Below are 13,474 nucleotides of genomic sequence, written 5' to 3'. Positions count from 1 at the left end.
TTTACCTCAGCTGAATGAAAAGAATTTCTTTTTGTTGTTTTTCAGGATAACCTGAGCTGCATTATGTCCCGCAGCCCCAAACACGCCTCCCCCGGGATGGCAGGAAGCGCTGGCTAAATATAAATTTTTAATAGGAGTTTCGTACTGACTCATTTCAGGAATTGGACGAAACATGAACATCTGATCAAAGCTCATTTCGACATGCATTACATTTCCACGAAGTAATCCGTGCTTCCGTTCTATATCCAAAGGAGACTGAATATACCAGTCAATGAGTTTATCTTGCATATTGGGAGCATACTCAGTTACCACGTCATAGATTTTTTGAGCCTCCCTTTCCCTGATATCATCCCAGTGCAACCCATTAGCCAACTCATAGGGATGCCACTGCGCCCAGGCAAACAAAGTATGTTTTCCGTCTTTGGCTACATCAGGATCAATTTTTGAGAAAGTCATACACAAAACAGCGGGTTTCTCAGGCGGACGTTTTTGCATGTAGTCTCCAATCGCATTGTTCATGTACTGAACCGAAGGCGCCAACAACTGAATCCCATTATGAATATCAGGATCTCCGGGAGCAGCAGAATATTCAGGCAGCTCTTCAACTGCGCAGCGGATTACCATCCCGAAACCATTTCCTACATTGATATCTTCCACTTTCTTAAACATGGAGTCGTCTAAATGTTTCCTTCCCACCATTTTCATCATTGTGGTTTGCACATGCGCATTGGAAACAATCGTACCAGCTCTGAATTCCTCCCCTTTTTCGGTCCGAACTCCAATCGCTTTGCCGTTTTCAATCAGGATTTCTTTTATGGGGTGATCCGCCCGAACCTCTCCGCCATGAGCTTCAATCATATTCTTCATAGCCTGAGTAAGCATACCACTTCCCCCACGCGGATGTTTAGCTCCACTCTCATGCAACATCGACTGCCAGCCAGCAAAATCGCCTGTAGCAGAGTGATCGGGCAACGGGCCAGACTGTGCCGCAAACCAAAGTATAGCTGCCTTCATATGCGGACTCTCGAACGCGTTATCTACTACTTTTCCGTAGCTAGACAAGATTTTCTGAAGTCCTGCTGCCTGTTCCCCTTTTCGAAACATGGCTCCATCTTTAATCTGAGCTTTGGTCATCTCAGCCATGATGCTTCCCGTCGAAGGCTTCGTCATAAATGCCTTCAGCACTCCCTTATTGATCTTTCCCCAAAATTTGATAAACTCTTTATAGTTCTCAACATCTTCCGGGGCTACTCTTGAGATAGATTCCAGTGTTCGCTCCACATCTTTCCAGAAATGGATCACCCCTTTCCCTGTTGGAACCGGGTACGACATTATCGGATCCATATCGATATACTCCAGCCCATATTTTTCAAGTTCCAGATGCTCTATAATTCCAGTTTGATGAATCATAATGTGAACCGAGGAGCCCACATCCATCCTAAAGCCATTGGGGTTTTCTTCAGATTCAAACATGGTCTCAGTGCGAACTGCACCGCCGATGGTAGAATCGCGCTCAAGAACGAGAACTTCGTATCCGTTTTTTGCTAAGTAACAGGCTGTAACCAGGCCATTATGTCCCGATCCGATGATGATAGCGTCGTATTTCTTCATAGATGCCAAAGATAAAATGAATTGCTTGAAAGCAAAGATTTTTTAAGTTACACAAACTGATTAATCATTCTATTAATTCACTGTTTATGAAAGTAGGCCGGTTTGAAATTGAGCAGCTCAGCGAAGGAATCTTTGAAGTTTTCGATGACGGTATTTTTCAGAAAATAGATTCTGCTGATATCACGGCACGTCAACAAAAGTCAGATATCAAAAAAAGATCTTCTGCCATTGGCATCAATCCGATTCTGATCCGGGATGGAAAACATAATATTTTACTGGATACCGGGCTTGGCTGGGGATTAGATTATAAAAGTTCTTATACAGACACTTCAAATTTGCTTACCAATCTCGATATTTTTGGCCTTTCCCCATCAGACATTACGCATGTGGTTCTCAGCCATCTTCATTTCGATCATGCTGCCGGATCTACCTTTGTGGATAGCAATACTTCCACTCAACCCACCATGAGCTACGCCAATTATTTCATTCAAAAGAAAGAATGGTATTATGCTCTGGAACAGGTTGACAAAAAGAAGCACATATTGGGAGCAGGTTATGAGCTGGATGAATTCTATAAACTTGCTGCCGACGATAAACTGGTGATGATTACTGACACTTATTTTGAGCTGCTTCCGGGTATTGAATTAATCAGAACAGGCGGACATACACCAGGCCATCAGATTGTGAAAATTCAGGATGCTGGTGAAACGGCCTATTTCTTGGGTGATCTGGTTCCTTCCGAGCATCACCTGAACCACTATGCCATGCGCCATATGGATATTGATCCCATTCAATCCAAGAAAGCTAAAACTCTTATCTTAAGGCAGGCTCTGAAAGAGAACTCGCTGCTGCTTTTCTATCATTCGGTTCACGCCAAAGCAGGAAAACTCGAACAGGACAAAGACAAAAAGTTCATACTGAGAGAGATCAATGGATAATCCGATTTATTTCAGCACAAAAGCCTTTCTTCTTTTTCTAATTATGGCAGCAGCATCTTTAGGTTGCACCTCGGAAAAGAGACCAACACCGATTGAAGACACCAATAGTCATACTTCGCAGAACTCCCTTGATGTAACCGGCACATACGTTGGAATCACCCCCTGTGCATCCTGTGAAGGTATTGAAACCAAAATCGAAATTTCTGATTCTACCTACAAACTTACGATGATTTATTTGGGTGAAGAAGAACCTAATCAAATCAAGAAAACAGGCAGATACAGTTGGAATAAAACTGGAAATCAAATCACTCTTGAAAACAATGAACCCCCCAATCAATATTTTGTTGGTGAAAATGTTCTTATTCACCTTGATCAAAACGGAGATCGGATAACCGGTAATTTATCAGATAAATACAGGTTGAAAAAACAACGTTAGAATCATTTCTAACCTAAAAACCACTCTCCAAAACTTCGCCAGGTGGGAATAAGATGAAAGGTAAATACCGAGGTGTGATATAGAATCAGCATAACCAGTACCACTGGAAACACATCTTTTCTTTTGTTTGATTTCCAGTCCCAGAAAGTGAATCCGGCTACTATGACATTTGCCAGCAAAAACCCAAAGAAAGGAACCACAGGAGCCCCATCTAAGGTTGGAGCAAAATCAACCAACGGACGAAAGTAATTGTAAATAATTCGATCAGTTATGGGTGTAAACATCGGAAAGATGGTGCAAAACATGTACCTGGCGTGAGTAAGAGCATCTTTTTTATGATAGATTGCCAATCCGTAAATAATGAGAAATAGCAATGTGGCATTGATCATCAGTGCCAGATCTGAAAATACTTCACTGTTATAGGGAGTGTTTTCATAAAGGCTGGAATGCGTTAAAACCACTGTTGAACCTACGATAAAAGGAACTAATACATAGGAAGCTTTCCCAATATACCTATGAATGGTCCGCTTATTAATTTTAATAAGGTAAGCCTGAGAGATCAGCATCAAACACCAGAGTGTCATCCCAATGCCATGAAGATGAGTTTGCAGAGAATAGTCTCTGGATACATCAGAATAATAGCTGGGCCAGAATCCCCAAAGCGCAAAGCCAAAGAATAGAGCGAAATAAATCCAACTCTTCTGGAAAAGAAATTTATTGATGTTCATTACAGTAAACAGTTAGCAGTAATCAGATTGTCAGTGGTCAAATAGAGATTTTTTTGAACACTGACAACTGTTAACTGTAAACTAACATCATTTGTTCATTGAGATAAGAAACTCTTCGTTGTTCTTCGTGCCTTTAATTTTCTCAAGCAGAAAATCCATGGCTTCAAACGGACTCATATTGGTTAGATACCTTCGCAACAAGACGACCTTTTCGCGTTCCGCATCCGAAACCAACAGCTCTTCGCGGCGGGTTCCGCTTCGGAAGATGTCGATAGCCGGATATAAGCGGCGATCAGAAATTCTGCGATCCAGGTAGATTTCCATGTTACCGGTACCCTTGAACTCCTCAAAGATCACGTCATCCATTCGGGAGCCAGTATCAATCAAAGCAGTAGCAAGTATAGTAAGCGATCCGCCGTTCTCGATATTTCGTGCAGAACTGAAAAGCTGTCGCGGTGCTTTAAGTGCTTCAGAATCTACCCCACCTGTCATGGTTCGTCCTTTGTTGGATGCCGTAATATTGTAAGCCCGTGCAAGGCGGGTAATGGAATCCATCAAAAGCAGTACATCATGTCCGCTTTCGACAAGACGCTTGGCTTTTTCAAAAACTATTTCGGCAAGCCCAACATGATTTTCAGGGCGTTCGTCAAAGGTAGAAGCAACCACTTCTGCCCCTTTCACGGTACGCTCCATTTCAGTGACCTCCTCCGGCCGCTCATCAATGAGCACAATCAAAATTTTGGTATCAGGATGATTGGCAGAAACGGCATTGGCAATGTTTCTCAGAATAGTAGTCTTACCGGTTTTGGGCTGAGCTACAATCAAGCCTCGCTGCCCTTTTCCTACCGGTGCAAACAAATCAATAAGTCGGGTGGAATGATTAGTTGCCTCAAATTCCAGTCGATACCGCTGGTCGGGATGAACCGGAAGGAGTTCCTCAAAATCCTGACGATTATCCATATCGTGAGGAATACGTCCATTTACCCCTTCGATACGGAGCAGAGCAAAATAACGTTCTCCAACTTTCGGGGGACGAATTACACCAATCACCACGTCTCCCTGCTTCAGGCGAAAACGCTTAATCTGAGATGGCGACACGTAAATATCGTCCGGACTGGCTTTGTAATTGTAATTTACTGAGCGAAGAAAACCATACCCATCCGGGAGGATTTCCAGTGTACCTTCATTAAACAAATATGGCCCAAGATCTGGCTCTAGTTCTTTAATACGCGCTTCCAGAGAGGTCGCATCTGATTCAGGCAGCTTATTATGCTCATGACCTTTTCGGCGGGTGTTACTGTGCTTATGCTTTTTCTTTTTTGAATCGTCCTTCTTCTCTTCATCTTTCTTTTTGTAAGAAACGATGTGATCCTGCCCCCCATAATTCTTCATCTCTGAATCTTTCTCAGAGGAATCATTTTTTTGCCGGTCATCTTTTTGGTCTGAAGCTTTGCTATCAGAGGAATCCTGTTTTTGGGCTTCTTCCCGTATTTGTTCAATCAGCTGAACTTTACGTACTCCGGTAACCCGTTTAATTCCAATTGACTTGGCTATTGTTTGTAATTCGTGAAGCTTTTTACCCTCTAAGGATTCTAACTCCCCGGCCGAAATTCCGGCGGTTTCATTATCTGACATAAAATGTGGCTGTTATAAATATATGATTCTTACTGAATTTTGGGGTGAACATCAGGCTGCCCTATTCCGGCAACAACATTGGATATTCAATCAGGTAAGGAAAAATAGGCGGTGAGATATTATGATACGTTTGTTGTCCACCGCTTAACGATGGGATAAAAGTAAAAACTTCCCATAAAAATTACTAACTCAGTCTGTAATTCATTTAAAATAATTTCTTTTCCCTTTTCAGTGATTAATTCTGCCTCAATTAATTTTCGGATATCTTCAAATTTTGCCGCCCTTTCGCCTTCCTGTTCAACAAAGTATGCTTTTTTAAACCCATGTAACTGCCCTATAACATCTGGAGAGAGTTTGTCTTTCATGCCCGAAAAAACCAGAATGCTCTCCGACTTAGACTTCATATCCTCCACTGCTTTGAGAGACGATTCCAATGCCTGAGCATTATGAGACCCGCTGAAATACCATTCAAGTTCAGGATGCAACTTCTCAAACCTGCCCGGAGCACCCGAAAAAGATTCTATAGAATGTATAGCCTGCTCTTCATCAACTTTAAATTTTTGTCTGAGGATTTCAATCACTTTCCAGACGCAGGCAACATTCCATTTATTAACCGATTCCCTGAATGTTGTTTTAAATTTAATAGAGCCATTTTTAAGTGAAATGATTCCACCTTCGTATTCCGGTTCAAGTGAAGCGGTTCTATAAACAGTCGATTCTTGTTCTTCTGCGATCCGTTCGATTTCATGAAGTGGGTTTCCTGTGATATTGCCCAGCACCACCGGTTTGTTTTTTTTGATGATGCCTGCTTTCTCCCGTGCGATCTCCTCCAGGCTATCTCCCAAAACATCTTGATGGTCCAGGCCAATGCTTGTGATGACGGATACTTCCGGAGTGATGATATTGGTTGAATCTAGCCTTCCCCCCAATCCTGTTTCAATGATAGCCAGATCTACTTCTTGCTGTGCAAAATACCAGAAAGCCAGTGCCGTACTGATTTCAAAGTAACTCAGCTTAATTTCGTCCAGCAGTAAATTTGCCTCCTGAAAAAACTTCAACAGTTGTTCATTACTTATTTCTTGTCCATTTATTCTAACCCGCTCGTTGTAGCGTAAAAGATGTGGAGAGGTGAACAGTCCGGTTTTATAGCCTGCATCAGAGTAGGTTTTCTCCAATAAGTAGCAAATCGTCCCCTTCCCATTGGTTCCTGCAACGTGAATAGATGGGTATTTGTCCTGCGGATTACCAAGCCTTTTACAAAAAGCCCGGATATTGTCCAGCGAGAAATTAGCGGCTGAGGTCCCGGATTTCTGAAACATCGGGATGGATTCAAGATAGGCCCACACATCTTCAATACGATCAAATAACTTCATTTCTGAAACTCCTGAACCTTGTATTGCTCAAATCCGACTTTAATTTTCATGCTCAACGGATGGTTAACTTCAAAACGGATATCATCCAGTGAGATCACTTCCACAATTTCAATGAGTGAATTCGTGCAGAAAACAGCCTCAGCCTTTTTGACCGACGAAAGATCGTAAACTGATTCTTCAACCGGGATTCCCAAGCTTTGAATAACATCCATAACCATAGACCGGGTTACACCAGGAAGTAAGTCACATTCTTCTGACGGAGTATGCACCTTACCTTCTTTGATCCAGAAAATATTGGCCGATGTAGTCTCACTCACTTTATCATCAACGGTAAGCATCAAGGCATCATCACAGGAACGTTCCCCGGCCTCCTGAGCGGCTTTAATATAGTTCAGTCCGTTACTCAGCTTATATTTGCGCTCGAGGGCTTCAGAAGGAATACAGCGTGTTTTGGCTACGGCAAGCTTCAGTTCTTTTGCTTCGTTTTGAAGTTTACCCGCCTGTACCATCCAGCTGGCTTTGGTGGAGTCTGGCGTATACCCTCTTTTTCCATCTCGCCAACACTGAATACGGATTATAGCTTCCGTGTTTTCCAGTTGATTGTGATTAAGAAGAGTGCGGATATGACTTTCCAATTCGCGAGGAGAAACCGGGCATTCCATATTCAGATATTCCAAGCCCGATTTTAGTCGCTCAACGTGATTGCTCCAGCCCAGAAATTTTCCTGAGTAACTTCGCAGCGTTTCAAAACATCCATCCCCATACATCAATCCGCGATTGAGTGGGGAAATAGCAGCGGCAGATTCTTCTATAATCTGACCATTCAGAATCATATATGCTGATTTACTCATCTAAATAGACCTTGAGGGAATCGTTTCCTGCCCCTTTCTCATATCCAATTTGAGAGGTAATTACATTGCTGTTTTCATCAAACAGGATATAGCTTGGGAAACCCGGCACTTTCAGGTGATTAAATAAATGCGTGCCATCCAGGTATATGAAACCGGGGTACTCGGGGATGTCTGGCAGCGATTCTTCTGCATCTTTCACCAGTCCTGCGAGGACTACCAATGAGTCATTTTCCAGTGTATATACCTGAATTTCATTTAACATCGAGGTAGACTTATCGGACCAGCTGGCCCAGAATACCAACAAGGTCTTATTTCCTTTTTGTGCTGCTATTGTTGTTGAATCCGGACTATTGAGCATTCGCAACGAAATCATTCTCAATGAATCCGATGTGGCGATATTTTCATTGAACCTCGTCCGTTGCTTTCGCTCAAAATTAAAGGAAGAAAACACAATAACAAGCATTGTAATGATTGCCACTGCTACCATAAATGGAACAAATTGCTTTTGTTCTAAGCGCATCTTTTTTGAGGAAAGATAGAGAAGATTTAGCTCTTTAATGAACCCATTATCAAGGATTAAAGAGCTATTTGGAACTAAGCTGACTGTTCATCTACATCATCCACAAAATACATGGTTGCCGCTGCTATGATCATCACAATGCCCCCAAGTACTAAAGCGTACACCGCTTCCCCACCGAAATAGGTTCGGGTCACAAAGCCAAGAATAGTTGCTGCAAGCAACTGTGGAAGAACAATAAAGAAGTTAAAAATGCCCATATACAAGCCCATTTTCTGAGCTGGTAAGGATCCGGCTAAAATCGCATAAGGCATAGCCAAAATAGATGCCCAGGCAACACCTACACCGATCATCGAAATGATGAGCATCATTGGATCAGAAATAAAATAAATCAGTATCAAACCAATGCCGCCAAGCACTAAAGATAATGCATGGACCCATTTGCGGCTCAGTACTTTAGCCAAAGGAGCTAAACCAAACGCTACAATGGCAGCAACTCCGTTATACACCCCAAACATCACTCCCACCCAGTCGGCGCCTTCATTGTAAAGCATGGAGGTTGTATCGCTGGTACCATAAATATGAGCCGTTACTCCGGAGGTGGTATAAATCCACATAGCAAATAAAGCAAACCAGGAAAAGAACTGAACCACAGCCAGCTGCTTCATGGTCTTTGGCATATGGATGAAATCGTGCATCACCACGACCAATCCGTGTTCAGTTTTACCGCCTTTCTGAAGCAGTCCGGCTACCAAAGAAACCAGACCCGCAGCAATCAAACCGCCCGTTGCCACATACACTTCTTTCTCAAGTTCGTATGCAAAAGTGAGATAGGTAGTGATTGCACCGACGACAGCAAAAATAATCCCAAGGTTGATTTTATTCTGCCCCTTACCGGCTTCAATAGGTACTTCGCGAAGCACAGATTCATCTACTATTTCTTCTTTCTCCGCTTCTTCGAATCGCTCAAGTTCTTCCGGGCTGTATTCTTTGGTCCGGAAAACCGTCCAGGCCACTGCACTGATGAAAGCCACCGCCCCCAGGTAGAACGACCATTTTACGGAGGGAGGAATAATTCCTTCGGGGGCTGTATTTGCCACTCCGAACCAATTACTCAGCATCCATGGAAGAGCAGATGCCACCACAGCTCCGGTTCCGATAAAGAAACTCTGCATGGCAAAGCCTTTTGTCCGCTGTTCGGACGGGAGCATGTCCCCAACAAACGCCCTGAACGGCTCCATAGATACATTTATGGAAGCATCCATGATCCAAAGCATACCCGCTGCAACCCATAATACAGGCGAATTAGGCATAATCACCAATGCAATGGAAGCAGCAATAGCTCCAAACAAGAAATATGGTCTGCGTCGTCCCAATCGTGTCCAGGTTCGATCACTGAAGTATCCAATGATCGGCTGAACCACAAGACCAGTTAAAGGAGCCGCAATCCACAGTATGGGGATATCATCAACGCTAGCACCCAGCGTTTCAAAAATCCGGCTTACGTTTGCATTCTGGAGGGCAAAGCCAAATTGAATCCCCAAAAAGCCAAAGCTCATGTTCCATATTTCCCAAAAGCTAAGGCGTGGTCGTGTGGTTGGTTTTTCCATGCTCTTTCTATAATTAATTATTTAACAAAAATAACCCATTGGTTAGGGCCAAAACTAATCTCTTGCGAGGTGACCATTAAACTGTTAGAATTGTAGGTGGTGTATGATTCATCAACACCTACTTCTGAGAGAGGTACACTTTGCTGGTTGCCGGTAAAATTGAGAACCACAACCACTTCACTATCATCTTTTTGGCGCTTATAGGCTAACACACCTTCTGAACCTTCAGGAACCTGAATGAACTCGAGGTCTCCCCCAAAATCTCCATTCCATAAAGCAGGCGTGTCTCTTTTCAAGCCAACGAGCGTTGTATAAAAACCCTGGTACTTATATTCCTTCCATTCAATTGGGTCTTTTTCAAAGAACTCAAGTTGTTTATCCAATCCTGACTCCTGCCCATTATAAATCAATGGCATACCGGATAAGGTTGCCGACAGAACGGCAAAATTCTCGAAATTATCACCATACATTTCTGGGTCTGTACCATTCCATGAGTTTTCATCATGATTAGATGTGAAATACATCCGATAGGCTGAAGAAGGGAAATTAGCCTCGGTTTCCTGCATCAGGCTGTCCAGATCCTGAAAGGTTTGATGTCCAGCTGCGATCTCCCGAATGGTATGTGCATACTGCCAGGCATAATTCATCTGAAAGGCTTCTTTCACCAGTTCGGGTTCCCCGTCTTCGGCCAGCATAAATACCGGTTTAATGTTATTCAGAGAGTCAATAGCTTCTTTCCAGAAGTCGGTGGGTACCATTCCTGCTACATCACACCGGTATCCGTCAATATTAAAATCGCGAACCCAATATTCGAGGGCATCAATCATCGCTGCGCGCATTTCTTCATTTTCGTAATCAAGCTGAATGACATCCGACCAGTCGGTACCTCTTGGAGGCATAAAGTTTCCTTCTTCATTCAGCTCATACCACTCCGGGTTTTGTGTCCAGGGATTATCCCAAGCCGTGTGATTTGCCACCCAGTCGATAATCACTTTAAAACCCAGTTGGTGCGCTTCGTCTACAAAACGGGCAAAATCTTCTTTGGTGCCAAAATTGGGGTTTACTTCTTTGTAATCCTGAACCGAATAGTAACTTCCAAGCGGGCCTTTTCTGTTCTTTTCACCAATGGGATGAATGGGCATCAGCCATAAAATCCGAACGCCCATTTCTCTAATCCTCGGCAAATCTTTTCTAACCGCCTCGATTGTCCCTTCTTCAGAATACTGCCGGACATTAATCTCGTAAATACTGGAATTCTTACTCCATTCCAGTTGCTCAACTGAACTTACGGGAGCTCTGTCTGAATTTTGTTCGGGTTGATTGCACCCCCCTATAATGATACTTAAACCCAGTAATACCGGGAGAACGTTGGTAAAGAATTTCTTCATGAACATCGTTGTCTTAAAGAGTTAATATTTCAAAACTGTTTGATGGCAGGGTTACTTTGAGTACCCGCTCCTCTATCACAAAATCATTACCGAATTGGGCTTCCAGGTTTGAATAATCAAATTCATTCCGGAGCATTACCTCTACCACTTCTTGCTGATCTGATTTATTGAAAACCGCAATAACCTGATCTTCAAAATAGGCTCTTGAATAAGCGAGAGTGTTCTCGTCAACCACATGAAACCTGAAATCACCATAGGTAAGCGTCATTTCAGTATTTCGTAATTCAGTTAGCTTGCTGTAGATACTTCGGTTTTTAAGCTCTGGCGAACTCAGCTCTTCTTCCCTGAATTCCATCCAACGGCGATTATCCGGATCGTTGGCTCCGGGCTGACCGTATTCATCCCCCTGATAAGTAACAGGAATTCCGGGAATGGTTTGATTAAAAGCATGGAACATACTCAACCGGTCATAGGCAAAGGCCTGAGGATCTTCAATTTCCCTGGTCCAGCCTGCAAGCTTTCCATCCTCACTCCAGCTTACCTCACCACTTGTTAACGTGATGAAACGGGTTTTGTCGTGATTCCCAGAAATATAGCCCATCAAATTGTGATAACCGTAATAATTGAAACTTTCCTGCAGCTGAGTGTGCAGTCCTTCGAAAGAATTGCCTTGTCCAAACGTGTTTAAGCCTGCATCATAGATACTGAAATCAAACTGTGAATTCAGCATCCCAGAATTGATATAACTGGCGATAAGCTCGCGACTGCCATAGGTCTCTCCGATCTGAAAAACCTCTTTTCCGGTCGGTATAGTTACCGAATCTTTAATTTTCCGGGTCAGCGTTCTCCAGAACTCAAGCTGAATATGTTTGGTGGCATCATGACGAAAGCCATCGAGCTCAAATTCCTTCACCCAGTACAAAGCTGAGTCGGTCATAGTATTTATGACTTCTTCTTTTGAAAAATCAAGGGTTGGCATAAAAGTATCAAACCAGGTAGTGAGGCGTTGCTCGTCCCACAATTCGGTATTTAACCGACCATCCGGAAGGTATAAATTCGTTGCCCAGTCAGGGTTCTTTTGGTAAACAGGATGAAGCTCATGAACATGATTGGCGACATAATCCAGAATGACATTCATGTCATTTTGGTGAGCTACATCCAGAAGCTCTCTGAATTCTTCTTCGGTCCCGAATCGGTAATCTACCTTGGAAGAAGATACCGGCCAGTATCCGTGGTAACCTGAAAAGGTTGTGGTGACTCCTCCTTTATCCCACAATCCATACGCCTCTTCAGGATTCTGCGTGATTGGTGAAAGCCAGAGAGTATTTACTCCAATATCTTTAAAGTAACCGCTTTTGATGGTTTGTGTAATTCCGGCAAAATCACCGCCGTAATAATTTGCCTTGGGGTGAATTTGTGGGTCATCTACTTTTTTTGTGTTCGATGGATTTCCATCCATGAAGCGGTCAATCAACACGAAATACATATTCCAGTTGTGATGGTCGTGCCGGGTTAACTCACCGGTATCTCGGATCACATTTCCGTTTGATAATGGAATGAGCACATCATTAGAAAGCTGCCCGTTTTTATACGTCCATGCCCGTATGTGAGAACGTTTTAAGTTCCGGGCATTCGCAGGAATCTCAAAACTCAGAATGTTATCCTGATACCGTGTTTTCAGTTGGTAGTTTTCCCAAAAAACAATGGTGTTTTCAGCAGCTTCTGTTTTTAGATAAACGGACGGCCCCGAATGATCATAGGTTTCCAGGGTTGGCTTTTCAGCCTCCATATCCCCGACAGTTAGAACAGAGTTTGTTCCTCCCATACCATTGCTTACGGCATTGGGATTAGCAGGATCAGGTGTTTCTTTACCGTCCAGCATCAGGATGTACTGATAGACTCCTTCATTCACCAGCATGGTTGTTTTCCAAACGCCATTCTCTTTTGTAAAAGGAGCAGCTGCCGGATTCCAGTTATTCATTTCCCCTTTTAGCTGAACCGATTGGTACTCCTTGCCTTCAGGATCAAAAGTGATGGTCACCTTCTGTTTGTTCGACTTTTTGAGAAGGATATCGTATCCAAATCCATCTACCCATATAGTCATAACGCCCAAGGGATTGTCTAAAGAGCCTGATAAAACCACCTCTTCACTGTCCTGAGACAACACTGCGGACAGTGAAGCTGGCACAACAACAGAATCGATGAGTGAGTGAGAGATAAAATAATCTGCTGTTATAATTGTGGTTTCACCATATTCCAGGCTTACTGGAGAAGCAAGCCCAATAATCTGAGATTCTTTGGGCGCTTCGATATATGCAGAACAACCGGACACTAAAAAGACGGCCGCTACAAGAAAAAATCTGGAAATCTTATTTTTCATTAAATCC

At 43.1% G+C, this 13,474-nt stretch carries 11 protein-coding genes; 2 read left to right on the top strand and 9 right to left on the bottom strand.

Features of this window, described 5'->3' with window-relative positions:
* Positions 1-6 precede the first annotated feature (6 nt).
* The gene (locus tag RIB15_RS11865) at positions 7-1,611 is read right to left on the bottom strand and encodes a phytoene desaturase family protein (RefSeq protein WP_350202374.1); all 1,605 of its coding nucleotides are present in this window, start codon (positions 1,609-1,611) and stop codon (positions 7-9) included.
* An 86-nt stretch (positions 1,612-1,697) separates the two neighbouring features.
* On the opposite strand from RIB15_RS11865, the gene RIB15_RS11860 reads away from it, so the two are divergent.
* Complete coding sequence (locus RIB15_RS11860) at positions 1,698-2,549, top strand: MBL fold metallo-hydrolase (RefSeq protein ID WP_350202373.1); 852 nt, start codon at positions 1,698-1,700, stop codon at positions 2,547-2,549.
* A complete protein-coding gene (locus RIB15_RS11855) occupies positions 2,542-2,985 on the top strand; it encodes a copper resistance protein NlpE (protein ID WP_350202372.1) in 444 nt (147 codons plus the stop codon). Before RIB15_RS11860 ends, RIB15_RS11855 begins: the two co-directional genes overlap by 8 nt.
* A gap of 8 nt (positions 2,986-2,993) precedes the next feature.
* Here RIB15_RS11855 and RIB15_RS11850 read toward each other — a convergent pair whose 3' ends face one another.
* The 8 genes from RIB15_RS11850 to RIB15_RS11815 all read right to left on the bottom strand — a co-directional run bounded on the left by RIB15_RS11850 (position 2,994) and on the right by RIB15_RS11815 (position 13,467).
* The gene (locus RIB15_RS11850; RefSeq protein WP_350202371.1) at positions 2,994-3,713 is read right to left on the bottom strand and encodes a hypothetical protein; all 720 of its coding nucleotides are present in this window, start codon (positions 3,711-3,713) and stop codon (positions 2,994-2,996) included.
* An 87-nt stretch (positions 3,714-3,800) separates the two neighbouring features.
* Positions 3,801-5,348, bottom strand: coding sequence for a transcription termination factor Rho (rho, locus tag RIB15_RS11845; RefSeq protein ID WP_350202370.1), 1,548 nt, complete (start codon positions 5,346-5,348; stop codon positions 3,801-3,803).
* 119 nt (positions 5,349-5,467) lie between these two features.
* Positions 5,468-6,721, bottom strand: a complete 1,254-nt coding sequence (locus RIB15_RS11840) for a bifunctional folylpolyglutamate synthase/dihydrofolate synthase (RefSeq protein ID WP_350202369.1) — start codon at positions 6,719-6,721, stop codon at positions 5,468-5,470.
* Entirely contained in the window at positions 6,718-7,572 is an 855-nt protein-coding gene (locus RIB15_RS11835; RefSeq protein WP_350202368.1) for an aminotransferase class IV, read from the bottom strand. Before RIB15_RS11835 ends, RIB15_RS11840 begins: the two co-directional genes overlap by 4 nt.
* A complete protein-coding gene (locus RIB15_RS11830; protein ID WP_350202367.1) occupies positions 7,565-7,945 on the bottom strand; it encodes a TlpA family protein disulfide reductase in 381 nt (126 codons plus the stop codon). Before RIB15_RS11830 ends, RIB15_RS11835 begins: the two co-directional genes overlap by 8 nt.
* A 221-nt stretch (positions 7,946-8,166) precedes the next feature.
* Complete coding sequence (locus RIB15_RS11825; protein ID WP_350202366.1) at positions 8,167-9,699, bottom strand: MFS transporter; 1,533 nt, start codon at positions 9,697-9,699, stop codon at positions 8,167-8,169.
* Between the two features lie 17 nt (positions 9,700-9,716).
* Positions 9,717-11,087, bottom strand: coding sequence for an alpha-amylase family glycosyl hydrolase (locus RIB15_RS11820; RefSeq protein WP_350202365.1), 1,371 nt, complete (start codon positions 11,085-11,087; stop codon positions 9,717-9,719).
* A 13-nt stretch (positions 11,088-11,100) separates the two neighbouring features.
* Positions 11,101-13,467, bottom strand: a complete 2,367-nt coding sequence (locus tag RIB15_RS11815) for an alpha-amylase family glycosyl hydrolase (protein WP_350202364.1) — start codon at positions 13,465-13,467, stop codon at positions 11,101-11,103.
* Positions 13,468-13,474: the final 7 nt, after the last annotated feature.

It is taken from the genome of Gracilimonas sp. (assembly GCF_040218225.1).
Taxonomy (GTDB): domain Bacteria; phylum Bacteroidota; class Rhodothermia; order Balneolales; family Balneolaceae; genus Gracilimonas.
The sequence above is the reverse complement of the archived record's forward strand: the minus strand, read 5'-3'. Positions and strand labels throughout refer to the sequence as shown.